General features: G+C 70.0%; 25 protein-coding genes. 13 read left to right on the forward strand and 12 right to left on the reverse strand.

Going from position 1 to position 25,274, the window contains the following annotated elements; all coding sequences use genetic code 11:
* Positions 1 to 150: 150 nt before the first annotated feature.
* Together AB0H36_RS44830 and AB0H36_RS44835 are read right to left on the reverse strand one after the other, a co-directional pair.
* Positions 151 to 1,026 carry a tetratricopeptide repeat protein gene (locus AB0H36_RS44830; RefSeq protein ID WP_360537729.1) on the reverse strand — a complete coding sequence of 292 codons (876 nt, stop codon included), beginning with the start codon at positions 1,024 to 1,026 and terminating at the stop codon, positions 151 to 153.
* On the reverse strand, positions 1,023 to 1,472 hold the full coding sequence (locus tag AB0H36_RS44835) for a hypothetical protein (RefSeq protein ID WP_360537731.1): 450 nt from the start codon (positions 1,470 to 1,472) through the stop codon (positions 1,023 to 1,025). Before AB0H36_RS44835 ends, AB0H36_RS44830 begins: the two co-directional genes overlap by 4 nt.
* Positions 1,473 to 1,538: 66 nt before the next feature.
* On the opposite strand from AB0H36_RS44835, the gene AB0H36_RS44840 reads away from it, so the two are divergent.
* The 6 genes from AB0H36_RS44840 (at position 1,539) to AB0H36_RS44865 (ending at position 5,866) form a co-directional block, all read left to right on the forward strand.
* Positions 1,539 to 1,943, forward strand: coding sequence for an HIT family protein (locus AB0H36_RS44840; protein WP_360537733.1), 405 nt, complete (start codon positions 1,539 to 1,541; stop codon positions 1,941 to 1,943).
* Between the two features lie 62 nt (positions 1,944 to 2,005).
* Entirely contained in the window at positions 2,006 to 3,286 is a 1,281-nt protein-coding gene (locus AB0H36_RS44845) for an MFS transporter (protein WP_360537735.1), read from the forward strand.
* A gap of 4 nt (positions 3,287 to 3,290) precedes the next feature.
* Positions 3,291 to 3,920 carry a sigma-70 family RNA polymerase sigma factor gene (locus AB0H36_RS44850; protein ID WP_360537737.1) on the forward strand — a complete coding sequence of 210 codons (630 nt, stop codon included), beginning with the start codon at positions 3,291 to 3,293 and terminating at the stop codon, positions 3,918 to 3,920.
* Positions 3,913 to 4,149 carry a zf-HC2 domain-containing protein gene (locus AB0H36_RS44855; RefSeq protein ID WP_360537739.1) on the forward strand — a complete coding sequence of 79 codons (237 nt, stop codon included), beginning with the start codon at positions 3,913 to 3,915 and terminating at the stop codon, positions 4,147 to 4,149. Before AB0H36_RS44850 ends, AB0H36_RS44855 begins: the two co-directional genes overlap by 8 nt.
* Positions 4,150 to 4,166: 17 nt before the next feature.
* A complete protein-coding gene (locus AB0H36_RS44860; RefSeq protein ID WP_360537741.1) occupies positions 4,167 to 5,090 on the forward strand; it encodes a PfkB family carbohydrate kinase in 924 nt (307 codons plus the stop codon).
* Positions 5,087 to 5,866: a 5'/3'-nucleotidase SurE gene (locus AB0H36_RS44865; RefSeq protein ID WP_360537743.1), complete on the forward strand. Its 780-nt coding sequence runs from the start codon at positions 5,087 to 5,089 to the stop codon at positions 5,864 to 5,866. Before AB0H36_RS44860 ends, AB0H36_RS44865 begins: the two co-directional genes overlap by 4 nt.
* Here the strand turns inward: AB0H36_RS44865 and AB0H36_RS44870 are convergent.
* Genes AB0H36_RS44870 through pgsA form a run of 3 tightly spaced genes read right to left on the reverse strand, consistent with a single transcriptional unit; the run spans position 5,859 to position 8,521 of the window.
* Positions 5,859 to 6,956 (reverse strand): glycosyltransferase family 4 protein, encoded by a 1,098-nt coding sequence (locus AB0H36_RS44870; RefSeq protein WP_360537745.1) that lies wholly within the window; start codon positions 6,954 to 6,956, stop codon positions 5,859 to 5,861. The genes AB0H36_RS44865 and AB0H36_RS44870 overlap by 8 nt on opposite strands.
* Positions 6,957 to 6,966: 10 nt before the next feature.
* On the reverse strand, positions 6,967 to 7,827 hold the full coding sequence (locus tag AB0H36_RS44875; RefSeq protein ID WP_360537747.1) for a phosphatidylinositol mannoside acyltransferase: 861 nt from the start codon (positions 7,825 to 7,827) through the stop codon (positions 6,967 to 6,969).
* Between the two features lie 4 nt (positions 7,828 to 7,831).
* A complete protein-coding gene (pgsA, locus tag AB0H36_RS44880) occupies positions 7,832 to 8,521 on the reverse strand; it encodes a phosphatidylinositol phosphate synthase (protein WP_360537749.1) in 690 nt (229 codons plus the stop codon).
* A gap of 130 nt (positions 8,522 to 8,651) precedes the next feature.
* Here pgsA and AB0H36_RS44885 point away from each other — a divergent pair, with 130 nt between their 5' ends.
* The gene (locus tag AB0H36_RS44885; RefSeq protein WP_360537751.1) at positions 8,652 to 9,593 is read left to right on the forward strand and encodes a hypothetical protein; all 942 of its coding nucleotides are present in this window, start codon (positions 8,652 to 8,654) and stop codon (positions 9,591 to 9,593) included.
* A 322-nt stretch (positions 9,594 to 9,915) separates the two neighbouring features.
* Here the strand turns inward: AB0H36_RS44885 and AB0H36_RS44890 are convergent, their stop codons facing one another.
* Positions 9,916 to 10,416, reverse strand: coding sequence for an HIT domain-containing protein (locus AB0H36_RS44890; RefSeq protein WP_360537777.1), 501 nt, complete (start codon positions 10,414 to 10,416; stop codon positions 9,916 to 9,918).
* Positions 10,417 to 10,550: 134 nt separating this feature from the next.
* Positions 10,551 to 12,572 carry a threonine--tRNA ligase gene (thrS, locus tag AB0H36_RS44895; RefSeq protein WP_360537753.1) on the reverse strand — a complete coding sequence of 674 codons (2,022 nt, stop codon included), beginning with the start codon at positions 12,570 to 12,572 and terminating at the stop codon, positions 10,551 to 10,553.
* Positions 12,573 to 12,780: 208 nt separating this feature from the next.
* Here thrS and AB0H36_RS44900 point away from each other — a divergent pair, with 208 nt between their 5' ends.
* From AB0H36_RS44900 to AB0H36_RS44910, 3 genes are read left to right on the forward strand one after another with little or no spacing between them, the layout of a single operon-like run.
* Entirely contained in the window at positions 12,781 to 13,692 is a 912-nt protein-coding gene (locus AB0H36_RS44900; protein ID WP_360537755.1) for an ATP-binding cassette domain-containing protein, read from the forward strand.
* Positions 13,689 to 14,333, forward strand: coding sequence for a DedA family protein (locus AB0H36_RS44905; RefSeq protein ID WP_360537757.1), 645 nt, complete (start codon positions 13,689 to 13,691; stop codon positions 14,331 to 14,333). The genes AB0H36_RS44900 and AB0H36_RS44905 overlap by 4 nt, the downstream gene beginning before the upstream one ends.
* Entirely contained in the window at positions 14,330 to 15,124 is a 795-nt protein-coding gene (locus AB0H36_RS44910) for an ABC transporter permease (RefSeq protein WP_360537759.1), read from the forward strand. The genes AB0H36_RS44905 and AB0H36_RS44910 overlap by 4 nt, the downstream gene beginning before the upstream one ends.
* Positions 15,125 to 15,173: 49 nt before the next feature.
* On the opposite strand, the gene AB0H36_RS44915 is transcribed toward AB0H36_RS44910, so the two are convergent.
* The 4 genes from AB0H36_RS44915 to AB0H36_RS44930 form a co-directional block, all read right to left on the reverse strand.
* Positions 15,174 to 16,778 carry an AAA family ATPase gene (locus AB0H36_RS44915; protein ID WP_360537761.1) on the reverse strand — a complete coding sequence of 535 codons (1,605 nt, stop codon included), beginning with the start codon at positions 16,776 to 16,778 and terminating at the stop codon, positions 15,174 to 15,176.
* Positions 16,779 to 16,928: 150 nt separating this feature from the next.
* Entirely contained in the window at positions 16,929 to 17,594 is a 666-nt protein-coding gene (locus tag AB0H36_RS44920) for a response regulator transcription factor (RefSeq protein WP_360537763.1), read from the reverse strand.
* 4 nt (positions 17,595 to 17,598) lie between these two features.
* Entirely contained in the window at positions 17,599 to 19,173 is a 1,575-nt protein-coding gene (locus AB0H36_RS44925) for a histidine kinase (RefSeq protein WP_360537765.1), read from the reverse strand.
* Between the two features lie 55 nt (positions 19,174 to 19,228).
* Complete coding sequence (locus tag AB0H36_RS44930) at positions 19,229 to 20,335, reverse strand: GntR family transcriptional regulator (RefSeq protein ID WP_360537767.1); 1,107 nt, start codon at positions 20,333 to 20,335, stop codon at positions 19,229 to 19,231.
* 61 nt (positions 20,336 to 20,396) lie between these two features.
* Here AB0H36_RS44930 and AB0H36_RS44935 point away from each other — a divergent pair, with 61 nt between their 5' ends.
* The 3 genes from AB0H36_RS44935 to AB0H36_RS44945 all read left to right on the forward strand — a co-directional run bounded on the left by AB0H36_RS44935 (position 20,397) and on the right by AB0H36_RS44945 (position 23,254).
* Positions 20,397 to 21,113, forward strand: coding sequence for an SDR family oxidoreductase (locus AB0H36_RS44935; protein ID WP_360537769.1), 717 nt, complete (start codon positions 20,397 to 20,399; stop codon positions 21,111 to 21,113).
* Between the two features lie 71 nt (positions 21,114 to 21,184).
* Positions 21,185 to 22,642 carry a glycosyltransferase family 39 protein gene (locus AB0H36_RS44940; RefSeq protein WP_360537771.1) on the forward strand — a complete coding sequence of 486 codons (1,458 nt, stop codon included), beginning with the start codon at positions 21,185 to 21,187 and terminating at the stop codon, positions 22,640 to 22,642.
* A 9-nt stretch (positions 22,643 to 22,651) separates the two neighbouring features.
* Positions 22,652 to 23,254: an SUMF1/EgtB/PvdO family nonheme iron enzyme gene (locus tag AB0H36_RS44945; protein WP_360537773.1), complete on the forward strand. Its 603-nt coding sequence runs from the start codon at positions 22,652 to 22,654 to the stop codon at positions 23,252 to 23,254.
* 4 nt (positions 23,255 to 23,258) lie between these two features.
* On the opposite strand, the gene AB0H36_RS44950 is transcribed toward AB0H36_RS44945, so the two are convergent.
* Positions 23,259 to 24,233, reverse strand: coding sequence for an NADPH:quinone oxidoreductase family protein (locus AB0H36_RS44950; protein WP_360537775.1), 975 nt, complete (start codon positions 24,231 to 24,233; stop codon positions 23,259 to 23,261).
* Positions 24,234 to 25,274: the final 1,041 nt, after the last annotated feature.

Genomic DNA, 25,274 nt, shown 5'->3' on the forward strand with positions numbered 1-25,274 from the left:
GCTTTGCGCAATGCAGCGATGCGGTCGGTCATGGGGCCTCCCGGCCTGGACTGAGGAGCGGAGGGAGCGAAGCGACTGGAGGGACGAGGGAAGGCCGGGAGTTCCAGCCCCATGACCCGCCGGCGCCGGAGGCCCGGCAATTCAACACAGTCATGCGCCCCACTTTCGGTTGAGCCAGCGGCGGACCAAGGGTGGGGCCACCCAGGAGTAGATGCAGAAGCCGAACCAGCCGATGGCGGCGAGGAAGGCCAGGGGTGCGAGGCCGGCCAGGCGGAGGCCGTAGATGACCGCGACCGCGGCGATCCAGACGACCAGTGGGTTGAAGCGCTGGAACGGGCGGAGCGGGCGCATGAGCGGGTGGTTGAGCAGCTTCGCCTCGCGGGCCGCGGCGCGGAGGTCGGCGTCACCGGGTTGGGAGGCGGCCGCGGAGGCGAGGGAGTTGTAGCCCGATCGCGAGTCGCCGGTGAGCATCGACGCCGTACCGTGCAGGGCTCGGGCGCCGGGGTCCTCGGGGTCGTGTGAGAGGGCCTCGGTGCTGTGGCGGTGCATGTCGCGGTCCTTGCCGAGCGCGAAGGCGACCTGCGCCCGGGCCGCGGCGACCGCGGCGCTCTCGGGTGCGTGGGAGGCGGCGCGCTCGACCAGGGCGCTCGCCTTCTCGGCCTGTCCGGCGGTGAGGCAGACGTGCGCGTAGCCGATCAGCAGGTCGGGGTCATTGGGGTCCAGGCTGAGGCCCTGGAGGAACGCCGCCTCGGCCTCCGGCAGGCGACCGACAGCGCGCAGGGACGACCCGAGCACCTGCAGCATCGGGAGGAACGGTCCGTGCTGGGCGAGGCCGTCCTTCAGCACGTCGACGGCCTCGGCGTTGCGGTCGAGGGCGTGCAGGGCGGCTCCGCGGAACAGATACGCGCGGTAGTCGACCGCCGCGTCGCCCCAGAGGCCCTGGAGCTCGTCGAGGGTGCGTTCGGGGTGGCCGATCTGCAGCCAGTGGCCGGCCATCTGGAGGCGGGCTTCGGTCGGTTCGTTCACAGGGCCACCGCCACGAGGACAAGGATGAGTGCTTCTGCGACGGCGCCGCCAATGGTCACCGCGAGGCCCGGGCCCCACAGGGAGCCGTAGTCGGTGCCGCGGAGCTGGAACGCGCGGTCCATCGGGCGCTGGATGCGGAGCTGGACCAGGCAGCACACGACGGCCACCACCCGGATCGCGATCCGTAGCCCGGAGGTGACGCCGTCGTCGGTGTTCAGCAGGGCGAAGACGGCGATCACACCGGCCAGCCCGGCGGCGCCGGTGAGCAGGATCAGGCGCTGCCTGGCCGCGTCCACGCCGAGCCGGCGGGCGTTCAGGAACGCGATCGTGGTCGAAGCGATCACCCCGCCGAAGAAGGCGACGTACGTCTGGGACATCAGCCGCCACGGGCGCACCGACATGTCCACACCGGCCCCGATGGTCGGGCGCAGCAGTTCGTCCGGCATGGGGCTCCTCGGGTGGCGGATCCGGCTCGCGCAGTGTACTGCGAGGGCAGGCACTAGCCTGGGCCGATGACCGAGAACTGTCTCTTCTGCGGGATCGTGGCCGGGAACATTCCGTCGACGCAGGTGGCGTCGAGCGAGCGGGCGATCGCGTTCATGGACATCAACCCGGCGACGCCCGGGCATCTGCTGGTGGTGCCGCGGACGCACTCCACGGATCTTCGGGAGGCGGACGCCGACGACCTGATCGCCGCGACTCTGCTGGCCCAGTCGCTGGTCAGCCGGGTGATCGAGCGCCTGGACGCCGAAGGCGCGAACCTGCTCAGCTGCATCGGGGCGGAGGCGTGGCAGAGCGTGTTCCACACCCACCTGCACGTGGTCCCCCGCTACCAGGACGACCCGCTGAAGCTCCCGTGGCACCCCACCCCCGGCGACATGGACCAGATCCAGGCAACCGCCGCCAAACTGCTGTAACACTTCCCGCCCTCATGACACTGCAGAGCTGACCGGATAACCCGAGCCCTGCAGAGGTAGTCATGTCGAACACCACCGCGGTCCAGCCCGAGCACGCTCCCGCGCTCCGCGCGGACGAGGAGGGTGGGGAGGGGCACCGGCTCGCCCGACACTCCTGCGCCGCGGAGCGGCCGTCTCTGCGGCGGCGGTTGGCGCCGTTGTGGGTGGGGACCTTCCTGCAGGGGTTTGCCTTATGGGTGCCGGTCGAGAAGCTCTTCATGAGTGAGATCGGGTTCGACGCGGCGACTCTCGGGGTGATGGTTGCTGCCTACGCGGCATTGGTGCCGGTGGCCGAGGTGGTGTCGGGGGTCCTGGCGGACCGGTGGTCGCGGCGGGGTGTGTTGATGCTCTCGGGGCTGGCGATGGTGGTGAGTCTCGCCGTCGCCGCACTCAGCCAGAACGTGGCGAGCTACATCGTCGCCGCGCTGCTCTTCGGCGTCTACTTCGCGATGTACTCCGGCACCATCGAAGCCGTCGTGTACGACGTGGTGCTCGAGGAGACCGGCGACGGCGACGGATACGAACGCGAGATCGGCCGTGTCCGCTTCGTCGAGAGCGTCGCCCTCGTGGCCAGTGCGCTCGCCGGCGGCTGGCTCGCCTCGATCCTGTCGACGCGGGCGACGTACATCCTCACCCTCCCCTTCGTGCTGGCCTACCTCGTCGTGCTGACCCGCTTCTGCGAGCCGCGCCTGCACCAGACCAGCGAGCGGACCTCGCTCCGGCACCACCTGACCGTCACCTACCGAGCGATCACCCACCGCGGGCGGCTCGTCCCGATCGCGGCCGCGTCGATCATGGCGGCGATGATTCTGCAGGCGGTGTTCGAGTTCGGTCCGCTGTGGCTGATCACGCTCGAGGCGTCCGCGGTGTACTACGGCCCGTTCTGGGCGGTCCTGGTCGCGACCCTCGGCATCGGCGGACTGCTCGCCGGCCGGCTCCGCCTCCACCGCCCGCTCCCGGTGGCGATCGTCGTACTCGTCATGCTCGCCGCCTGCCTGACCCTGACGAGCAGTCGGGACCTGATCGCGCTGACCGTCGCGATGGTCGCGCTGTGCTTCCTGCTCGTGGTGATCGGGATCCACGTCAGCCGCCTGCTGCACGACGCCGTACCGTCGACGATCCGGACCGGCGTCGTGTCCGGGATCGGCGCGGTGTCGTGGCTGGTCTTCACGCCGTTCGCGCTGGTGTTCGGGGCCGTGAGCAAGCAGTTCGGGGTGTACGTGTCGGGCTGGATGCTGACCGGCGCGGTCGGGCTGGCCGGTGCGGCGCTCGTCTGGGTCCGGAACCGTGCTCCACTACGCTGACGCAATGACCGACGGCGTACTGGTCGAGCGGTTGCGGAGCGGGGACGAGGATGCGTTCGCGCTGCTGCTGGACGGGTGGTCCGGCGGGATGCTGCGGGTGGCGCGGTCGTTCGTGTCGACCGAGGAGTCGGCCGCCGAGGTCGTGCAGGAGACCTGGCTCGCGGTGATCGAGGGGATCGACATGTTCGAGGGCCGGTCGTCGCTGAAGACCTGGGTGTACCGGATCCTCACCAACACGGCCAAGCGGCGCGGCTCCCGGGAGCACAAGGTGGTGCCGATGAGCAGCGTCGACGACTCCGGCCCGACCGTCGACCCGAGCCGGTTCCGCCCGGCGGGCGCGGGCGTCCCGTTCCCCGGTCACTGGTGGGAGTTCCCGCCGGCCTGGCCGACGCCGGAGCAGGGTCTGCTGACCGGCGAGGTCCGCGACCGGCTCAGCGAAGCGCTCACCGAGCTCCCCGAGCGGCAGCGGCTGGTCGTCGTACTGCGGGATGTCGAGGGACGCCCGTACGACGAAGTGTGCGAGCTGCTCGGGATCACGGCGGCGAACCAGCGGGTGCTGCTGCATCGGGCCCGGGCGTTCCTGCGCGGCAAACTGGAGGAGTACTACATGCAGGAGGGCGAGCGTCATGAGTGATCTCGACTGCCGCGGGTTCGTCGAGCTGATCACGTCGTACCTGGAAGGCGACCTGAGCCCGGAGGCCGAGCAGGACTTCATCGATCACCTCGCGCTGTGCGACGGCTGTGAGCGCTATCTGGAGCAGATGCAGCTCACCACCGCGTCGCTGGCCGACCTGCCGGGAGACGGCCTCCCCGCCGACACCCGGAGCAGCCTGCTGAACACGTTCCGCTCACGCCGGAGCTAAGTGGGTACCGGGGGCCCATGGGAGTCATGGTGTTCGCCCCGATGCCGCAGCTCACTGTGACGGTGGAGCGGCACGGAGAAGAGCCGGAACTGCACCTGCACGCGGGCGGCCAGGGGTTGTGGCAGGCCCGGATGGTCTCGTCCCTGGGCGTGCCGGTGACATTCTGCGCGGTGATCGGGAAGGGCGAGGTCGGACGGGCGCTGACCTCGCAGATCGACGCTGAAGGGCTGGAGCTGAAACTGGTACGCCGGGACGCGGACAGCGGATGGTACGTCCACGACCGGCAGGGCGAAGAACGCAAGGTCGTCGCCGAGAACCCGGGCTCGCCTCTTGGTCGCCACGACGGTGACGACCTCTACGCACTGGCACTGTCGGAAGGCCTGAAAGCGGGCCTCTGCGTGCTGAGCGGAGCGGCCGACCCGTCGCTCGTCCCGCCGGACACCTACAGCCGGCTCGCGACCGACCTCCGCCAGAACGGCGCCCGGATCGCCGCCGACCTGCGGGGCGATCACCTCACCGCAGTCCTCGAAGCAGGCGCGGACTTCATCAAGATCAGCGACGAGGAACTGCACGAGGACGACCTCGCGGACCAGGACGACGAGCAGTCGATCGTCAAGGCGGCCCGTCGCCTGCAGGACCAAGGCGCCGAGACGGTCGTGGTCAGCCGGGCCGAGAAGCCCGCGATCGCGCTCATCGAGGACGACGTGTACCGAGTGCGCGTGCCCGAGCTCACCGTGCGGGACCACCGGGGCGCCGGCGACTCGATGACGGCCGGCGTGGTCGCCGTACTGGCCCACGGCGGCGACATGAAGGAGGCCATCCGCACGGGCGCGGCGGCCGGAACGCTCAACGTCACCCGGCACGGTCTCGGCTCGGGCCGCGCCGACGCGATCGCCGAGTTGGTCAAGCTGGTCGAGCTCGAGCCGCTGGAGTCCTCGTGAGTCAACGCGTCCTGATCACCAACGACGACGGCATCGCCTCCCCCGGCATCCGCGTGCTCGCGACCGCGGCACGCGACGCGGGCCTGGACGTGGTCGTGGCAGCGCCGTCCGAGGAAGCCAGCGGTGTGAGCGCGGCACTGAGCGCCTACACCGACGACGGCCGGGTGGCGATCACCCACACCGACTTCGACGGCATCCCCGCGTACGGCGTCGCCGCTTCGCCGGCGTACATCGTCGTACTGGCCACGCTCGACACCTTCGGACCGGCGCCCGACCTGGTGATGTCCGGGATCAACCGCGGCGCCAACGCCGGCCGGGCGATCCTGCACTCCGGGACGGTCGGGGCCGCGTTCACTGCGGCGGCGTACGGAATGCCTGCGCTGGCCGCGTCACTCGACGTACTGTCCCCGCTGAGCGCCGACCGAGGCGGCAACGCGCTCAAGGTGCTCGACGAGGCCAGCGACGAGGCGCACAACTGGTCAGCCGCTGCGCACTACGTCCGCGAGCTGCTGCCGAAGCTCCAGGAGCTGGCCGAGGGCTTCGTGCTCAACCTGAACGTGCCGGACCGCCCGGCGGACGCCGTGAAGGGCCTGGAGACCGCATCCCTCGCCACCTTCGGTCAGGTGCAGATGGCGGTCGCCGAGGCCGGTCAGGACTTCGTGCGTACGTCGGTCGAGGAGAACCGCGCCCGCGCCGACCAAGGCACGGACCTCGCCCTCCTCACTGACGGCTACGCGACCCTCACCACCGTCCGCGCAGTCGCAGAGCTCACCTAGCCACCAGTTCGTACACGGCAAGCAGTTCGGGGAGCAGCACCGACCAGTCATAGCGCTGTACGGCGCTCAGCCCGGACACGCGGAGCTTGTCGCGCTCGTCAGGCGTACTGAGGAGGCGCAGAGCCCGAGTGGTGAGTTCATGGGCATCACCTGGTTCGAACAACTCCCCAACCCGGCCGCCGTCAAGCACCAGCCGGAACGCGGGCAGATCGCTGGCGAGCACGGGCGCACCGGCAGCCATCGCCTCGAGCAGGACGATCCCGAAGCTCTCACCGCCGAGATGCGGCGCGATGTAGAGGTCCGAGCCGGACAGCATGTCGGCCCGGGCCGCGTCGTCGATCGCCCCGAGGAAGACGACGTTGGCGCGACAGCTCTCCGGCAGCGACCGCCGCGCCTCGTCCGCCTGACCGGTGCCGGCCACGAGGACCCGCAGGTCGGGGCGCTCGGCAACCAAGGCAGGCACGGCCTTCAGCAGGACGCCGAGCCCCTTGCGCGGCTCGTCCATCCGGCCGATGAAGCTGATCGTGCCGTCGGCGCCCTGCCACTCCGGCCGTGGGGTCCCGCGGAAGCGTTCGACGTAGAGACCGTTCGGGATGACCACCGCCTCGCCGCCGATGTGCTGGACCATCATCGAGCGGGCGTTCTCCGAGACGGCGATCCGGGCGTCGATCTTCTCCAGCGCCGGGCGCAGCAGCCCGGCCGCGGCACTCATCGCGCGGGACCTGACCTGCCAGGTGTGGAAGGTGGCGACGAACGGCCCACCGGCCGACCACAGCGCGATGATCGACGCGCTCGGCGTGGTCGGCTCGTGCACGTGGACGACGTCGAAGTGCCCGTCGGCCAGCCAGCTCTTCACCCGGGCAGCGGTCCGCGGACCGAAGGTGACGCGCGCGACGGACCCGTTGTACGGGACCCCGACCGCCCGGCCGGACGAGACGACGTACGGCGGCGCCGAGTCGGTGTCGTCGACGGGCGCGAGGACGGACACCTCGTGGCCGAGCGCAAGCAGCGCCTCCGCGAGGTCCCGGACGTGGTTCTGCACCCCGCCGGGCGTGCCCAGCGAGTACGGACACACCACACCGATCCTCACGGGACGATTCTTACTCGTCCAGGAAAATCCTCTGCAGCATGTGCCAGTCCTGAGGGTGGGCGGTGATGCCCTTGGCGAAGGCGTCGGCGCAGCGCTGGGTCATCGCGGCGGTGCCGCCGTCCGGGTCGATCGTGTCGTGGAACGTGATCACCAGGTCCGGGCCGTCGTAGTGCAGGGTCGCCGGGATCAGTGGCGCGCCGGTACGCAGGCTCAGCGCCGCAGGCCCCGCAGGCATCCGGGACGGGCGGTTGAAGAACGTGACCGGGACGCCACGCTCCGACAGGTCCCGGTCGGCGACCAGGCAGACGAATCCGCCGGCTCGCAACCGCTCCGCCAGGATTCCGGTGACGTCCTCGTCGCCGCCGGTGAGCGGGAGGACCTCCATACCGAGCTTCTTGCGGTAGGCAATGAAGCGGTCGAACAGTGACTCCGGCCGCAGGCGCTCGGCGACCGTCGATACCGGCATTCCGGTCAGTCCGGCCCAGGCGCCGGCGTGGTCGTAGTTCGCCAGGTGCGGCAGTGCGCAGATCACCCCGCGTCCGGCCGCGTAGGCGTCGCGGAGCAGCTTCTCGTTGACCGTGCGGACCCGGCCGACGATCTCCTCGTCGGTCCACTCGGGCAGCCGGAACGCCTCCTGCCAGTAGCGCAGGTACGACCGCATCCCGGCCTTCGTCAGCTCGTCCAGGTCCGCGTCGGGGCTGACCACGGCCAGGTTGCCGCGCAGCCGCCGTACGCCGCGGCCGTTCCGGCGGTAGGTCCGGTCGGCGGCCTGCCGGAACAGCCAGGTGACGGCACCCTCGGGCAGGCGGCGCACCAGTATCCACGCGACGGCGAAGGCCAGATCGACCGCCCGGTGCCGGACGCCGTCCATCACGTCAGTTCTTGGTGTCCGGCTCGGCCGGAGGGGTCGGCGGCGTCGGCGGGGCCGGTGGGTTGTCCAGGCCGGCGTTCGCGGGGTCGGCCAGCACCTGTTTGCGGACCGACAGCGAGCGCTGGATCACCGTGATCGTGCTCGCGGCGGCGAGGTACCAGATCACGATCTGGAGCAGGATCGGGAGGTTCAGCACGTCGGAGAAGAACGCGACGACGAGCGTGAACACCAGCCGGTCGGCGCGCTCGGCCAGTCCGCCGCTCGCCTGCAGGCCGAGGCTCTCGGCCTTGGCCCGCGCGTACGACGTGACCGCGCCCATCACCAGGGCCCACAGCGTCACCGCGGCCATCAGCGTCGAGTCGCCCTCGCGGGAGTTGGCGTAGTACATCACCAGGCCGCCGAAGATCGCGCCGTCGCCGATCCGGTCCAGCGTGGAGTCCAGGTAGGACCCCCACTTCGACGAGGTCCCCGACGTCCGCGCCATGTGGCCGTCGATCAGGTCGGAGAACACGAAGCAGGTGATGACCAGGACGCCCAGCCAGAGCTCGCCGCGCGGGAAGAAGATCAAGGCACCGGCGGACACCCCGATGGTGCCCACCAGCGTGACCACGTCGGCGCTCACGCCGAGCTTGAGCAGGAGGTTGGCGATCGGGGTGATCACCTTGGTCCAGAACTGCCGGAATCTGTTAAGCATGGCGACGCGATCGTAGTCGAGCCGGATCACCATCCGGTCACACACCACCCAACGGCGGCCGAAACCGCGTGATCAAACCTGCGCGAGAGCCGGTTTCGCGGGATGCTGGACACAGCGAGGAGGTGCGCCCATGCGACGGAGGACGGGACAGCTCTGCGCCCTCGCCTGTGCGTTCGCTCTCGTCTCCGCCGGCTGCTCGGTCGCCCGCAACGCCGACGGTGCCCGGCCGATGCCCAGCCCGTCACCGCAGCCGGCCGTCGTACCCACGGTGGTCGCCCCTCCACAGGCCGAAGGACTGGACGGTACGGCGGGCGCACCCGGCCCACAGGTGTGTACGGCGATCGCCCGACCGCTGGCCGCGTCACTCAACGTGACCGTGACCGCGAAGCCGAACGCCTGGAACGACGGCGGCCTCCCAGCGCTCGACCTCTGCACTCTCGTGGTGGACGGCCGGCCGCTGACCATCGGTGTCAGCGCGCTCCCCCGCCAGAGCGACTCCCTCGAGCGGCTGCTCAGCGGAGCCCCTTCGCGCGAGCAGCTGTCCGAGGTCGGCCCGGAGGCCCGGATTGCGGACTCGCTGATCGTCTTCCCGGCCGCCGATCGCGCGGTGCGGATCACGGCGACCGGCGGCATCGACCGGGCCAAGGCCGTGGCGATCGCGTTGGCCACGCGGAACGCCGTACCGAAGACTCTTCGGAACTCGCGGCAGTCCGACTCGGCGTGCCAGGTGTCGAACTCGGCGGCCGAGCAGTTCGTCGGGGCGCATGTCCAGCTGCGGCGGGACTACCGGGTGAACGGCGCGCTGACGTGTATCTGGGGCACGTTCGACTCGACCGTGGCGATCGTCGAGGCGTTCGACCAGGAGACCATTCCGGAAGCGCAGCGGGTGCCGCCGCCACGTCTCGCCCCGATCGGCCGGCCCGGGTACTACCTGCCCGACGCGGGCGAACTCGTCTTCCGCCAAGGCCGCCGCGTCGTCCGCGTCACCGGCCTGACGAACCCGGCCCGCGAGATCCCGCTCGAGACCCTGCTCGGCCTCGTCGACCCCCTGCTGCCGCTCTTCCTGCGCTGACCAACTGTCCGGCCCAAATCGCCATGCGCGGGCGATTTTGACCGCCGGCGGCGACCACCGTTTGCAGACCTTCTCGGCGGCGGGGGCGAAGGTCGCCGATTCCGGGTAGATGTCCTTGGCAACGATCTACAAGGGTGTGAAGGCGATGATCGCAGCGACCACCAGCACCTCGAGCCACCGCCACACGCCGGTCGGGCGACCCGGGGCGTCGCTCAGCGCCGTAGCGATCGCGCTCTCGACCGCCGCTCAGTCGGGCACGCGAACGGGACCGCGACGGTGATCAAGGGCATCGGCAAGGTGCCGGGGTCCTTCACTTTGCTGTCTAGGGCTCGCTCGGCCAGGACTTCGCCAGCAGGGCTCTGGTGTCCGGGAGCAGCTGCGGCAGCACTCTGGTGTGCGCGATGGCGGGCATGAAGTTCGTGTCGCCCGACCACCGCGGTACGACGTGCTGGTGCAGATGGGCCGCGATTCCGGCGCCGGCGATCTCGCCCTGGTTCATGCCGATGTTGAACCCTTGGGCGCCGGACACCGTCCGGATCGCGTGCATCGCCTCGCGAGTCAGCCTGGCCACGTCGGCGACCTCGTCCTCGGTCAGCTCGGTGTAGTCCGCGACGTGCCGGTACGGCACCACCATCAGGTGACCGGGGTTGTACGGGTACAGGTTCAGCACCACGTACGCCGCCGCACCCCGGTGCACGATCAGCGCGTCGGTGTCCGGCAGGCCCGGCAGCCGGCAGAACGGGCAGCCCGAGCCGGCCTCGGAGCTGGTCGGCTTGTTCTCACCCTCGATGTAGGCCATCCGGTGCGGCGTCCACAGCCGCATGAACGGATCCGGCACCCCGACGCCGTCCTGCGCCACCACCTCGTCCGGTGCGTACGGCGACTCCCGTGCGTACGGGGACTCCGGTGCGTACGGCGACTCCGGTACGGCGCCGGGCGGCTGGTCGGGGGTTTCGGTCATACCTGGACGCGCTTCGCGACTGCCTCGACGATCTCGCTGATCGCGTCCGCGATCGGCACGCCGTTCTTCTGCGAGCCGTCCCGGTACCGGAACGAGACCGAGCCGGCGGCCATGTCGTCGTCACCGGCGATCAGCATGTACGGCACCTTGGACTTCTGCGCGTTGCGGATCTTCTTCTGCATCCGGTCGTCGGAGGCGTCCACCTCGATCCGGATGCCCTGCGCCTTGAGCTTGGCGGCGACGTCGTACAGGTAGTCGACATGCCCGTCGGTGACCGGGATGCCGGTCACCTGGACCGGGGCCAGCCAGGGCGGGAAGGCGCCGGCGTAGTGCTCGGTCAGGACCGCGACGAACCGCTCGATCGAGCCGAACAGCGCACGGTGGATCATCACCGGCCGCTGCCGGGAACCGTCCGGCGCGGTGTACTCCAGCTCGAACCGCTCCGGCAGGTTGAAGTCCAGCTGGATCGTCGACATCTGCCAGGTCCGGCCGATCGCGTCCTTGGCCTGGACCGAGATCTTCGGGCCGTAGAACGCCGCGCCGCCCGGGTCCGGGACCAGCTCGAGACCGGAGCTCTCGGCAACCTCCCGGAGCGTCTCGGTGGCCTCCTCCCAGGCCTCGTCGGAACCGACGAACTTGTCCGGGTTCTTGCTGGACAGCTCGAGGTAGAAGTCGTCCAGGCCGTAGTCGGCGAGCAGGCCGAGCACGAACGTCAGCAGCGCGCGCAGCTCGTCACGCATCTGCTCGCGGGTGCAGTAGATGTGCGCGTCGTCCTGGGTGAAGCCGCGGGCCCGGGTCATGCCGTGCACGACTCCGGACTTCTCCATCCGGTACACGGTGCCGAACTCGAACAGCCGCAGCGGGAGCTCTCGGTAGGAGCGGCCGCGGGCGCCGAAGATCAGGTTGTGCATCGGGCAGTTCATCGGCTTGAGGTAGTAGTCCTGGCCCTGCTTGCGGAGCTGCCCGTCCGCGCCGCGCTCCTCGTCCAGGTGCATGGGCGGGTACATGCCGTCGGCGTACCAGTCCAGGTGACCCGAGGTCTCGAACAGCTGGCCCTTGGTGATGTGCGGCGAGTAGACGAACTCGTAGCCGTCCTCGACGTGCCGCTGGCGCGAGTAGTCCTCCATCACCTTGCGCAGCACGCCGCCCTTGGGGTGGAACACCGCGAGGCCGGAGCCGATCTCGTCGGGGAAGCTGAACAGGTCTAGCTCGGTGCCCAGCTTGCGGTGGTCGCGCTTGGCGGCCTCCTCCAGGCGGGTCAGGTACGCCTTGAGCTCGTCGCGCGACTCCCACGCCGTCCCGTAGATCCGCTGCAGCTGCGGGTTCTTCTCGCTCCCCCGCCAGTACGCCGCCGCCGTCCGCATCAGCTTGAAGTTGCCCAGATACCCGGTGGCGGGCACGTGCGGGCCACGGCACAGGTCCTTCCAGGCGACCGAGTCGTCGCGCCGGACGTTGTCGTAGATCGTCAGCTCGCCGCCGCCGACCTCGACGCTGGCGCCCTCGGCCGCGTCGGCCGCCGAGCCCTTGATCCCGATCAGCTCGAGCTTGTACGGCTCCGCGGCCAGCTCGGTACGGGCGTCGTCGTCGGAGACCACCCGGCGGCTGAACCGCTGCCGCTCCTTGATGATCTGCTGCATCTTCTTCTCGAGCTTGCCCAGGTCGTCCGGTGTGAACGGGGTGGGCACGTCGAAGTCGTAGTAGAAGCCGTTCTCGACCGGCGGGCCGATGCCCAGCCTGGCCTCCGGGAACAGCTCCTGCACGGCCTGCGCGAGCACGTGCGCGGTGGAGTGCCGGATGATCGCCCGGCCGTCCTCGGAGCCGGCCTTGACCGGATCGATCTCGTCACCGTCCGCGACGACCCGGGACAGGTCGCGCAGCTCACCGTTGACGCGGGCGGCGATGGCGGAGCGGTCCTGGCCGAAGATCCCGGCGAACAGCTCCCCGATCGTCGTCGTCTCGGTCACACTCCGCTCAGCCTCGCCCTCGACGCCGACCAGATGGACCTTGACTTCCGGCACGTTCACTCCTCGGTTCCGACGGTCCGCGGAACTGCGGGCCGTTCACGCACAGATGGTATCGACTCCGGCACCCCGGCCCGACGTCGTATCCACAGGTCCGGGAACACCTGACGAAAGTAGGGGGTCGGACCAGCCGACCGCCGGATGTGGAGGGGGTGCCGGAATTCCTAGGTTCGAGTCAATCACTCGAACCAGGAGGGGACCCGGCGTGATCACGCTCGAAGGACTCACGAAGAGGTACGGCGACACCACCGCCGTGGACTCGCTCGACCTCACCGTCGCACCCGGCCAGGTGACCGGCTTCCTCGGGCCGAACGGCGCCGGCAAGTCAACCACCATGCGGATGATCCTCGGTCTCGACTCCCCGACGGACGGCACCGCCCTGATCGACGGCCGCCCGTACGCCGCCTGGCCCAAGCCGCTCGCCAAGGTCGGCGCGCTGCTCGACGCCAAGGCCCTGCACCCGCGCCGCAGTGCCCGCAACCACCTGGTCGCGATGGCGCAGAGCAACGGCATCCCGGTCAGCCGGGTCGACGAGGTGCTGACGGTCGTCGGCCTCGACTCGGTCACCCGGAAGCGGGCCGGCGAGTTCTCGCTCGGCATGGGCCAGCGGCTCGGGATCGCGGGTGCCCTGCTCGGCGACCCCGAGGTGCTGATGTTCGACGAGCCGGTGAACGGGCTCGACCCGGACGGCGTCCGCTGGGTCCGCCGGCTGATGCGCTCACTCGCGGCCGAGGGCCGGACCGTGTTCGTGTCCAGCCACCTGATGAGCGAAATGCAGCAGACCGCCGACCAGCTGGTCGTGATCGGCAAGGGCCGCCTGATCGCCGACGCCCCGGTCGCCGAGGTGATCGCCGGGTCGTCTCGTACGACCGTCGTCGTACGCGTGCCGGATCGTGCGGACCTCGTCGTACTGCGCGACAAGCTCACTACTGAGGCGGAGCGGGTCGAGTCGGCGGACGACCGGCTGATCCTGACCGGCGTCCACGTGGAGCGGGTCGGCGACCTCGCGCACGAGCTCGGTGTCCGGCTGCACGAGCTCCACACCGAGCATGCCTCGCTGGAAGAGGCCTACATGGAGCTGACCGCCGACAGCGTCCAGTACGGCGTTGCGTCATGAGTGACGCCATCCTGCACTTCACCGAGGAGTTGATGTCGTCGTGGTGGATCTACCTGGCGCTGTGGGGTTTCGCAGCGCTGGATGGGTTCTTCCCGGCGGTGCCGAGCGAGACTCTGGTCGTCACGGCCGGTGTGTTCGCGGCCACTGGTGAGCCGAGCCTCTGGGGCGTCATGGTGGTCGCGGCAGCCGGCGCCTTCGTCGGTGACCACGTCTCGTATCTGCTCGGCCGAGGCGCAGGTGGCCGGCTCTTGGACCGCTTGCAGCCAGGGACCAAGCGACATGCCATGGCTCTCTGGGCGCAGCGAGCGCTCGCCGAACGCGGCGGACTGGTCCTCGTGGTCGCCCGCTACGTCCCAGGCGGCCGGACCGCAGTCACGCTGACGATGGGGTCGGTCCGCTACCCGCTGCGCAAGTTCTCCCTCTTCGCCGGAATCGCTGCCGCCAGCTGGGGCGTGTACTGCGCGCTGGTCGGCTACATCGGCGGTAAGGCCTTCGAGGACAACCCGCTGAAGGGCGTCATCCTCGGCATCGGCCTGGCTCTCGCGGTCACCTTGATCGTCGAGGTCGTCCGGCACCAACTCCGCAAGCGTCAGCCTCAGGCTGAGGTCGAGCCCGAACTCGTGGAAGCAGGCGAACGATGACCACCGCAACTCTCAGCCTCCAGTCGACGTCGCGCCTCAGCGACGCGGTACGGTCCGAATGGACCAAGCTCTGGACCGTCCGGTCGAGCTGGCTGAACATCGGGTCCGCCCTGCTGCTGGCAGCCCTGCTGGGCCTTCAGTTCGGCCTGGGGACGGCGTACGACAACGACCATCCCGAGCCCGGGCGAGTAGTGGGCCCGGAGGCGGTCGGTGGGTTCGGCATCTCGGCCACGCTGATCCTGCAGGTGATCGTCGCCGCATTCGCGCTGCTCACAGTCACCTCGGAGTACGCGACCGGCAGCATCCGCTCGACCGTCCAGTGGACTCCGGTACGGCGGAACGTCGTACTGGCCAAGGCGGTCGTGCTGACCCCGGTCCTGTTCGTCTACGGCATCCTGCTCGCGACGGTCGCGGCTGTCACGGGCGGTCTGATGGCGGGGTCGTGGGCTGACTGGGACCTGCAGCCGCTCGTGACCGACGTGCTGTCGGTCGCCTTCTACCTCACCGCGGCGGGTCTGTTCTCCGCCGGGATCGCCTGGGTGGTCCGCAGTACGGCAGGCACCCTGACCGCTGCGTTCCTCCTCCTGATGGTCCTCCCCCTGATGCTCGGCCAAAGCGGCCTCCGCGTGCTCGTCTGGATCGCCGCCCTCCTCCCCGGCGGCGCCGGCCAAAACTTCCTGAGCGGCTCCACCGACCCCGTCTCCCCCACAGTCAGCGTCCTGGTCCTCCTCACCTGGACCGCAGCCGCCCTGGTAGCCGGCTCACGAGTCCTGACCCGCCGAGACGCCTAGAAACACGAAGTCGCCCAGACCATGGCGGTCTGGGCGACTACGTGTTGGCTCAGCGGGGGACGTTGAGGGCGATGGTGATTTGTTCGGAGACCTTGGCGGCGAGTTCCAGGGCGGCTCGGCGGGTGGCGGGTTGGAGGGCCGAGTGGTCGAGGGGCCCCTCGGCTGCGATGTGCATGTCGGTCGGGATGTCGATCACGGCGGCCGCGCGGGACTCGAAGTACGGGCGGAGCTGCTTCTCGACCTCCTTGTTGACGTCGCCGGGACCGTTCGAGACCGCGATCACCGCACGGCGGATCAGCCGCTGCGCCTCCGGGCCCTGGTTGTCCAGCTCCTCCAGCATCTGCACGGCGGCGGCGCAGGACAGGCTCTTCCACTTGATCGGGATGACGAGGGCGTCGGCCGCCTTCATCGCCTCCCGCCAGTTGCTGGAGCCCTCGTTGTTCCCGGTGTCGATCACCAGGACCTTGTAGAACCGGCTCAGCAACCGGTGGATCTGGTCGAAGTCCTTCGCCTCGATCTGCGCGTACGTCGTGGTCGCAGACGTCAGCACGTCGTACTGACCCGCCACCTGGTGCCGCAGGTAGGCCGCGACGTCGCCGAGCCGGGCATCCGGCTGGGTCAGCATCGGCATCGCCTGCAGCATGTCCGTGACAGTGGACCGGCTGTTCGTGTCATGCGTGCGCAGGTGCATGTTGCCGCGCAGCTCGTTGTTGTCCCAGGCCACGACTCCACCACCACGGGCCTGGCCGAGCGCACCGGCCAGCAGCAGCGTGGTCGGCGTCTTGCCCGAGCCGCCCTTGGGGTTGGCGACGACGATCGTCACCGGACGCCGGAACGCGGTCGCCGCGGTCGCACGCGCGATCCGCTCCAGCCGCTCGGAGCTACCGGGACGCAGCCGCAGCACACTCCGCACGCCGCGCTCGGCCGGAGCCTCCCGCGGCAGCGGCAGCGCCTGGATCAGCTCGTCGGTCCGGTACGACACCTCGCGCTGCTGCGGAGCCTGCTGACCGGGGATGCCTTGCGGGAAGAAGTGCTGGGCCTGCGGCGACAGCTGCTGTCCACCCTGAGCCGGACCTGCGGCCGCCGGACCGCTGTTGAAGCCGGCGCCGGAGCCGTGGAAAGCCGAGCCACCGAATGCCTCGCCCGCGGCGGCACCGGCTGCGTTCTGAGCACCGGCGCTGTGAGCACCGGCGCTGTGAGCACCGGCGCTGTGAGTACCGGCAGCGCTTTCACCACCGGCCGCACCGGCGCCCAGCGCGCTCCCGGCTCCGGAGCTGTGCGCACCGGCGCCGTCGGCGCTGGCTTGGTCCTCCTCGTCGTACTCGTCCGGCTCGCTCGCGGGCTGGGTCCACGAGTTGCTCGAGTCGGCGGCCGGCTGGGCCCAGGAGGGGGCGGGCGGCGTCGACGGAGCAGGCGGCTGGGCCCAGGGCGCTGCCTGGCCCTGGCCGGACGGCCGGGACCACGAGTCGCCCGGGAAGTCCTCGGACAGCGCGTCCGGCTGCTCGTCGGGCTTCTCCGCGGGTTCGGGGTCGCTCTCGGGCGCCTGGTTCGGGTCCGGCTGGGTCCAGGAAGGGGTCGGTTGCCACATTCTCCGGACCTCGGCCGCCGCCGCTTCCCGGTCCTTGTGCTGTCCGGAGTTGTGCGAGTCGGTCACGACCTGGATCCCCGATTCTGTGAGAGGGGGCCAGTGGGCCCCAGAGGTTGCTGGATCGATTCCGGAGGGGTGAGGCCCCCGGGAGGGCACCACTATCCCATGACTGGGTGTCCACAAGGCGTCACCACCCGGAGCGTCGGCAACCCCGGTTCAGCCGGTCACCAGACCCGCCTCGTAGGCGACGATCGCGGCCTGGACCCGGTTCTTCACGCCCAGCCGGAGCAGGACCGCGCTGACGTAGGCCTTGACCGTGCCCTCGACCAGGTAGAGACGCTGCGCGATCTCGGCGTTGGACAGGCCCGACCCGACCAGACCGAGCACTTCCAGCTCCCGCGGGCTGAGTACGGCGACCTGCTCCTTGGCAGCCGCTGCCCGGGCCATCGCTCCGCCACCCGACCCCGCGCTCAGCTCGGCGATCACGCGCTGCGCCACCCGCGGCGACAGGTAGGCGGCGCCTTCCGCAACAGCCTTCAGGCCGGCGATGAGCTCGCGCGGATCGCCTGACTTGAGCAGGAAACCGCTGGCCCCGTCCCCCAGCGCGCGGGCGATGTAGGCGTCCTCGGAGAACGTAGTCAGGATCACGACTGCCGTCTCCGGCATCGTGCGCCGGATCTCCGCCCCGGCGGCCAGCCCGTCCATCCGCGGCATCCGGATGTCGAGTACGGCGACGTCCGGCCGATGCCGCCGTACCGCTTCGATCGCCTCCGCGCCGTCGGCCGCCTCGGCGACGACCTCGATCTCGTCGTCGGTCCCGAGGATCGCCCGGACGCCGGCCCGCACCATCGCCTCGTCGTCAGCCAGCAGAACCCTGATCACGCAGTCATCCTGTCTCGGTCGTCGGGGTCACGGAGCCGCTCTGCACCATCGCCTTCGCGACCAGCACGCCGTCGGCGAAGCAGAGCCGGTAGGCGTACGTGATCGAGAACGGCCCGTCCGGCCGGTAGTAGCGGCAGGTCCAGCCGGCCGGTGGGTCGTAGCGTTCGCCGGGCGGGTCGATCATCTGCATCGCAGGCAACGCCTTCTCCACCTCGCGCTCGGGCTGGCCGACGGTCAGAGCGTCGTACTCGCTCGGTCGCAGGATCGAGCTGTAGCCGGCGATCAGGTAATAGCCCAGGGCAACCACTCCGATCACCGCACCGAGGATCAGCGGGGCTGCGACGGCGGTGATCAGGCCGCGACGGACACTGCGCCGTACCGTGGCCCGCTCAGCGGCTGCCGCGGACATTTGCGGCTCCTCCTCGGGCTCCGGTCGGCCACCTGCCCGCGGCATCGTCGCCACGACCTCGAAACCACCCTGGTACGGCCCGGCGGTCAGCGTGCCACCGACGAGCCGGACACGCTCCCGCAGCCCGTCCAGACCGCGACCCGACGACGGCACGGACTCCGGCACCGGCCGCACGGCGCCGGAGTCCACGATCCGCACACGCACGTCGTCCTCCGCGCACGTCACGCTCACCGTCACCGCCGCACCGGGCGCGTGCTTGCTCGCGTTCGTCAGCGACTCCTGTACGACGCGGTGCACTGCGCGGTCCACCATCGGCGACAGCTCCGCATCGCCCTCCTGGATCAGCCGCACCGACAGGCCGCTTGCAGCCGCACGCTCGACCAGAGTGGGCACGTCCTCGTCGCGTGGGACCAGTGGTGCCTCGGTGTCTCGCAGTACGCCGATGATGTCCCCGAGCCGGTCGGTCGCCGTACCGGCCATCTCCCGCAGCTCAGACGCGGCCCTGCGGTGCTCCTCGGGCAGCGATGGGTCCAGCTCCAATGCGGCGGCCCGCAGCGCGATCAGGCTGAGCTCGTGACCGACCGAATCGTGCATGTCCTGCGCGATCCGCGACCGCTCCCGCAGCCGCTCCTGGTCGATCGCCATCCGCTGCTCGCGCTCGATCCGCTCGGCCCGCTCCCAGCCGGCCGACGCGAGCAGCGCCTGCTGCGCCCGGTAGCGCCCGATCAGCCACGGCAGGACGACCAGCAGCAGGGCGAGCAGCAGCATGACCAGCCAGCTCAGCACTGCTTCCGTCGCCTGCTCCTCGCTACGGACGGCCAGGCTGAGCACCAGTAGCCCGGCCAGCGACCAGCTGCACACCAGGACGAAGTGTTTGAGCTGTGTCTCCCGCCGCCCGGCCAGGTAGCTCAGCAGCGTGATCGCCGGGACCAGGGCGATCTGGACTCCGTGCGTCGTACCGAGGGCGAACGCGAGGATCACGATCTGCGCCCAGGCCACCAGGGTGAAGGCCAGCAGCGGCCGCACCCGGCGGAGGAACACTCCGGCGAACAGGACCGCGAAGCAGGCGCCCTGGAACCAGTAGGGGTCGCCGCGGGCGCCGCTCTCCGCGAGCACGAGGAAGCACAGCACGGCCCACAGGCCGACGTCTCCCAAGCGCCGCCACTTCACGCGCCCGACGCTACACAGTCGGCGCGGTCGCGCCGTACTGCCGAAAGTCAGGTCTTCAGTTGCCTTCGGCATCAACGAGCTCGAACGGGACGATCGACAGGTTCGGCACGGCCTCGCCGCGCAACTGGGCCATCAGCAGGTCGACCGAGCGCCGGCCCATCTCCCGCTGGTCCTGCCGGACGTGCAGGTACGGCGGTCCGCCGATCGAGTCCCCCGGTGAGTCGAAGCAGGCGACCACCTGCTCCCCGTGCAGCGCCCGGTCGACCATCCGCGCCAGGTTGTACTCGCAAGCGACGTACGCCGTCACCTGCGGCAGCCGCTCGCGGAACGCGCGGATCACGTCGACATCCGCCCGGATGCTGTCTGGCGTCGTCGACCCGGGCAGCGTGCTGCGCAGCTCGGTCAGCTCGTAGGCGTGGCCGCGGCCGTCGAAAGCGGCCCGGAAGCCGTCCAGGCGGTCCTCGATCGACGAGGTGTTCACCGGCGGCGGCGAGACGAAGGCGATGTGCCGGTGGCCGCGATCCAGCAGACGGGACGTCAGCGCTCGCGAGGCAGCGACGTTGTCGGTGTGCACTGCGGCGACCGGGATGCCGGACAGGTGCCGGTCGACGAGCACCACCGGGTACCCGTCCAGCACCTGCCGCAGCAGGCTGGCGTTGTAGTAGTCGCCGTGCACTGGGAAGACGATCAGCCCGTCCACCTCACCGGTCGCCACCAGCGAGTCCACTGCCTTCTCCTCGTCGGACTGCCGGCCATGCGTCCGCCGTACGACGAGATGGGCGCCGTACTCCGCACACCGCTCCTCGATGGCGTTCAACAGGTCCAGCCCGTAGGCCTCGGACATGTCCGGTACGACGAACGCGACCGAGCGGGCCTCGTGCTTCGGCCGAGGGACGCGGCCCTTCAGCGGGACGGTGACTCCGGTCAGGTCTGGCAGGTTCCGCACGACGAACGTGCCCCGGCCGCGGATCCGCTCGACCAGCCCGGCCTCGCGCAACACCTCGAGCGCCCGCTTCGACGTGATCCGGCTGACCTCGAACTGGGTCGCGAGCTCCATCTCCGAGGGCACCCGATCGCCGGGCCGCAGCGCTCCGCGGCGGATCTGCTCCAGCACGTGGGTGCTCAGCTGCTGGTAGAGCAGGCCGGTTTGTCCGGTTGGCATACCAACATCATGTCGCATTGTCGGTGGACGGTGGGAGCGTGGGTTCCGGAGGTGGTCAGACATGAAGATCGACGGGAAACTCGCCGTCGTCACCGGAGCCGCGGTCGGGATCGGCCGGGCGATCGCGCAACGGCTCGCGGCCGAAGGCGCCTCGGTGGTCGTCGCGGACATCGACACCGACGGCGGGCTGGAAACCTGCGCCTCGATCGGCGTCGCGGCGCGGTTCGCCGAGGTCGACACGCGCGACGACCGGGCGGTCGCGGACCTGATGGCATGTCAACCACAGATCCTCGTCAACAACGCCGGCGGCGGCCCGTCGTTACGGCCGTGCTTTCCGGAGGCTTCGGTCGAGCGCTGGTCGGCGTCGCTCGACCTGAACCTGCGAGCGCCGATGCTGACCACGCAGCTCGCTCTGCCTGGCATGCAGCAGGCGGGCGGCGGCGCCGTCGTGAACGTCGGATCGACGGCAGGCCTGGGATTCGGGCCACATGTCTCGCCGGAGTACAGCGCCGCCAAGGCCGCGCTGATCCGGTTGACCGCGGTGCTCGCCCCGCTGTCGGACAGCCACGGGGTGCGCGTGAACTGCGTGGTGCCCGACTGGGTCGGGACTGAGCGCGGGATCCGGGAGCGCGCGGAGCTGCCCGAGGACGAGCGCGGGCCTGAGCTCGTGCCGCTCGAGGACCTCACCGATGCGGTCGTCCGCTTCGTCCAGGACGACGCCTTGACCGGCCGCGTGCTGCTGCTGGATCGCGACGAACGCCCCTTCTTCCTGAACTGAGCCTGCGAAGTGCGTGGAGAAGTCCGGTTCGGTTCCTGGTCCGGGCGGCTGCGGGCTGACAACATTCCCGCATGACCGAGCCCCGGCCTTCAGTGCCCGCCTTCGCAGCCGTTCCGGTGGTGTCCGTCGCCGCCGTCGTCGGGGTTGTGCTCACAGTCCTGTCGGGGCGGTACGGGTACCACCGAGACGAGCTGTACTTCCTGGTGGCCGGCCAGAAGCTCGCCTGGGGGTACGTCGACCAGCCCCCGCTCACCCCGTTCCTGGCGCGCGTCTCGTCGTCGCTGTTCGGGAACACGCCGATGGGGCTTCGAGTGGTGTCGACGGTTGCGTGTGCGGTCACGATCGTGGTGGTGGCGTTGATCGCGCGAGAGTTCGGGAGCGGTCGGCGCGGGCAGGTGCTGGCCGCGGTGTGCGCCGCGGTGTCCGGGTTCGTGCTGGGTGTCGGTCATCTGGTGTCGACTGCGACGTACGACTTGCTGGCGTGGATGCTGATCTGCCTGTTCGCGGTGAAGCTGTTGCGGACGGAGGACGCGCGTTGGTGGCTTGCGCTTGGTCTGACTGCGGGCATCGCGCTGGAGAACAAGTATTTGGTGGTGCTGCCGGTCGGGGCGCTGCTTGTGGCTTTGCTGATCGTCGGTCCACGGAGCGTGCTGCGGTCGTGGTGGCTCCTCGCCGGTGTTGCGGTCGCCGGGCTGGTGGCGCTGCCCAATGTGCTGTGGCAGTTCCAGCACGACTGGCCGCAGCTCACGGTGGCCGGCGGCATCAGCGAGGACGACGGCACCGAGAACCGGATCACGTTCATCCCGCTGCAACTCCTGCAGTTGTCGCCGTTCCTGATCCCGGTCTGGGTGGTCGGATTCCGGCGGCTGTGGCAGATACCGTGGGCGAGGTCTGTCGCGTTGGCGTATCCGCTGCTGTGCGTCGTCGTACTGGCTGTCGGCGGGAAGTCGTACTACGCGCTGCCGTTGCTGCTTGTCCTGGTGGCTGCCGGGGCTGAGCGGGTTGCGTCCTGGTCGCGCGGGGTTGTGGCGGTCGGGCTCGCGCTGACCGCGGTGACGTCGGCCATCTTCACCTTGCCCGTGTTGCCGGCGTCGGCGGTCGACCTCGTGATCCCGGTGAACCAGGAGCAGGGCGAGCAGATCGGCTGGCCCTCGATGGCGACAGCTGTGAAAGCGGAGTGGGATCGAATACCGGCTGACCAGCGCTCGACGGCCACGATCTTCACCGGCAACTATGGCGAGGCCGGTGCACTGCGCCGCTACGGGCCACCGTTGGGGCTGCCGACGGCGTACTCGGGTCACATGAGCTTCGCCGACTGGGAACGCCCCGCCGACACCCAGACCGGGCCGGTGCTGCTGGTCGAGCTCGAGCGATCACCGGCGTACGAGGCACACTTCCGCGACTGCTCGGAGGTCGGCACGATCGACAACATCGTCTCGAACGACGAGGACGGCACGGCGCTGGTGCTGTGTGCCGGGCCCGCCGAGCCGTGGTCAACTCTGTGGCCGAAGCTCCGGCGCTACTACTAGGGTGCTCGAATGCTTTCCATGGTCGACATCCCGGCGGGCACCATCACCCTCCGGGACGACCGCCTCGGCACCCAGTGGCAGGTCGACCTGGCCGCCTTCCGCCTCGCCCGTATCCCCGTCGTCGGCGAGGGCGACGTACCCCTCACCAACGTCAGCTGGCTCGACGCAATTGCCCTGTGCAACGAGCTCTCGGCCGACTTCGGCCTGTCCCCGGCGTACCGGATCGACGGTTCTGAAGTCCTGTGGGACAGGGACTCCGACGGCTATCGCCTGCCGACCGAGGCCGAGTGGCAACACGGCTGCACCGCCGGCACGCCCTCCTATCGCTACGGCGAGCTCGACGACATCGCCTGGTACGCCGACAACTCCTCCGGCCAAGTCCACCCCGCCGGCCTGAAACTGCCCAACGCCTGGGGTCTGCACGACATGCTCGGCAACGTCTGGGAGTGGTGCTGGGACCTCTACGACCCGTCGACCTACGGTTCCTACCGCATCTTCCGAGGCGGCGGCTTCGCGGACGCCGCGCGTTCCGTCGGCTCAACAGTCCGCCGCCGCTCCCACCCCACCTTCGCCATCGAAGACCTAGGCCTACGAGTAGCCCAATCCCGTTAGGCGCCTAGGGCTTGAGTGCGAGCTTGCCGACGGTCGCCCGTGCTTCGAGCTCGGCCAGAACCTTCGGCCCGTCGGCCAGGTCGTACACCGTCGGCTCCCCCGGCGGGTAGACCCCGATCTCGATCAACTTGTCGAGCTCCGCCATCAGCTCGGCAAACATCTCCGGCGCGTGCTGACCCAACACTCCAATGTGCAGCCCGATCACGTGCACCTGGTGCTTGAAGTTCAACTCCCAGTTGCTGACCGACGCCTCGCCTCCAGCAACCCCGTACACGATGACCTTCCCCGTCACCCGCTTCGCCACCTCGAGACTCTTGCCGAACGTCTCCCCACCCACGGACTCCAGTACGACGTCGACGCCCCGGCCGCCCGTCAGCCGCCGTACCTCACTCACGAGATCCGCGGCCCGGTAGTCGATCAGCTCGTCGGCGCCGAGCCGCCGTACCACGTCATGCTTCTCCGCGGACGCCGTACCGATCACTGTCGCCCCGTAGTGCTTCGCCAACCGCACCGCCGCCTGCCCCACCGCCCCGGCCGCCGCATGCACCAACACCACCTGCCCGGCCGCAAGCTGCCCCAACGGCCGCAACGCCGCCAACGCCGTACCCCAGTTCAGCACCAGCCCCAACGCCTGCTCATCCCGCCACCCCGCCGGCACCCGCGCCAGGCTGTCGACCCCCATCACCACGTACTCCGCAAACGCCCCCGGCCCAGTCCCGATCACCCGGGCACCCAGCAACGCCGGATCCACCCCGTCCCCAACAGCCACGATCTCCCCAGCCGCTTCGAACCCGGCCACATAAGGCGCCTCGGGTCCGCCGTCATACGCCCCGCGCGTCTGCATCACGTCCGCAAAGTTGACCCCCGCAGCCCCAACCTTCACCAGCACCTCCCCGGCCGCCGCCCGAGGCACCTCCACCCCATCCCCCACCACCAACGCCCCCGGCCCCACCAACGCCCCCTGCACCAACGCCCGCATCCCCACTCCCAACTTCGATCCCCATCAAACTTCGACCCCGATCGTACAACCCCCCCCCGACCGAACTGCCGCCGAGTTGTCGATTTTGGCTACCGCGAAACGTGATTTCGGACCAAAACTCACAACTCACCGAGTTCGCCCCCGGCGCTCGACACCTCAGGCACGATCGGCCGCCCCGCAACCCGCCCACGCCAACGGCCCACCTCAAAGCCCTCGATCAGCCGTCTTCCGCGCCGACCGACCCCCACCGGCCGCCGGATCGCGGCGGCCAACCCGCCCACCCTGCTACGTCGCTTGCCTGGGCCAACCCCCACGGCAAAGCCACCCGCGGCAGGACCCCAAGCCCGTCAGCCGGGCCCGCGAGCACCCCGCCCCGAAACGCAACCCCGACGGCCAACCTCCGGACCGCCAACGACGGCGAGCACCCCGCGCCACTCAGCCGACCAGATCGATCACCCCACGCCGCCCAGCAAACCGCGGCGGCCAACCCAAGCTGGTCGGCCGACTGCAGCGCCCAGCCCACGCCGGAACACCACGGCGGCGATCAACCCCGCCGGCCAGCCAACCGCGACGACCAACCCATCCCGGTCAGCCGATCGCGGCGCCCAGCCCACGCCGGAACACCACGGCGGCGAGCAACCCGAGCCGGTCAGCCGACCAGGGGCTATCAACCCACGCCGGTCAGCAAACCGGAGCGTTTAACCCACGCCGGAATACCACCGCGGCGAACAGCCCCCGCCGGTCAGCCGACCGCGATGGTCAATCCACGCCGTTGAGCCGGAGTCGATGCTCAGCCCACGCCGGGAACTCCACGGCGGCGAGCAACCCCCGCCGGTCAGCCGACCGCGGCGAGCAACCCCAGCCAGTCAGCCAACTGCGGCGAGCAAGTCGCGCCGGTCAGCAGACAGCGGCGGCCAACCACGGAGCCGAGCGAAGCGATGGCGCAAGGGGGTGCGGGTGGCGGAGCCCCCGCTCGCGGCAAGCGAAGCGCAGCCGCACAAATGACGAAGGCGAGGCGGTCAGCGCAGGACCTGCGCGACA

This window comes from Kribbella sp. NPDC050820 (assembly GCF_040653975.1).
Classification (GTDB): Bacteria; Actinomycetota; Actinomycetes; order Propionibacteriales; family Kribbellaceae; genus Kribbella.

Bases quoted from the DNA above. Each gene is read 5' to 3' on its own strand.
- AB0H36_RS44885 (WP_360537751.1), top strand. From the start codon at position 8,652: ATGCGACGGAGGACGGGACAGCTCTGCGCCCTCGCCTGTGCGTTCGCT.
- AB0H36_RS44905 (WP_360537757.1), top strand. From the start codon at position 13,689: ATGAGTGACGCCATCCTGCACTTCACCGAGGAGTTGATGTCGTCGTGG.
- AB0H36_RS44890 (WP_360537777.1), bottom strand. From the start codon at position 10,416: ATGCGGCTGTGGACGCCGCACCGGATGGCCTACATCGAGGGTGAGAAC.
- AB0H36_RS44945 (WP_360537773.1), top strand. From the start codon at position 22,652: ATGCTTTCCATGGTCGACATCCCGGCGGGCACCATCACCCTCCGGGAC.
- AB0H36_RS44935 (WP_360537769.1), top strand. From the start codon at position 20,397: ATGAAGATCGACGGGAAACTCGCCGTCGTCACCGGAGCCGCGGTCGGG.
- AB0H36_RS44850 (WP_360537737.1), top strand. From the start codon at position 3,291: ATGACCGACGGCGTACTGGTCGAGCGGTTGCGGAGCGGGGACGAGGAT.
- AB0H36_RS44950 (WP_360537775.1), bottom strand. From the start codon at position 24,233: ATGCGGGCGTTGGTGCAGGGGGCGTTGGTGGGGCCGGGGGCGTTGGTG.
- AB0H36_RS44855 (WP_360537739.1), top strand. From the start codon at position 3,913: ATGAGTGATCTCGACTGCCGCGGGTTCGTCGAGCTGATCACGTCGTAC.
- AB0H36_RS44840 (WP_360537733.1), top strand. From the start codon at position 1,539: ATGACCGAGAACTGTCTCTTCTGCGGGATCGTGGCCGGGAACATTCCG.
- AB0H36_RS44860 (WP_360537741.1), top strand. From the start codon at position 4,167: ATGGGAGTCATGGTGTTCGCCCCGATGCCGCAGCTCACTGTGACGGTG.
- AB0H36_RS44940 (WP_360537771.1), top strand. From the start codon at position 21,185: ATGACCGAGCCCCGGCCTTCAGTGCCCGCCTTCGCAGCCGTTCCGGTG.
- AB0H36_RS44875 (WP_360537747.1), bottom strand. From the start codon at position 7,827: ATGGACGGCGTCCGGCACCGGGCGGTCGATCTGGCCTTCGCCGTCGCG.
- AB0H36_RS44910 (WP_360537759.1), top strand. From the start codon at position 14,330: ATGACCACCGCAACTCTCAGCCTCCAGTCGACGTCGCGCCTCAGCGAC.
- AB0H36_RS44930 (WP_360537767.1), bottom strand. From the start codon at position 20,335: ATGCCAACCGGACAAACCGGCCTGCTCTACCAGCAGCTGAGCACCCAC.
- pgsA (WP_360537749.1), bottom strand. From the start codon at position 8,521: ATGCTTAACAGATTCCGGCAGTTCTGGACCAAGGTGATCACCCCGATC.
- AB0H36_RS44835 (WP_360537731.1), bottom strand. From the start codon at position 1,472: ATGCCGGACGAACTGCTGCGCCCGACCATCGGGGCCGGTGTGGACATG.
- AB0H36_RS44845 (WP_360537735.1), top strand. From the start codon at position 2,006: ATGTCGAACACCACCGCGGTCCAGCCCGAGCACGCTCCCGCGCTCCGC.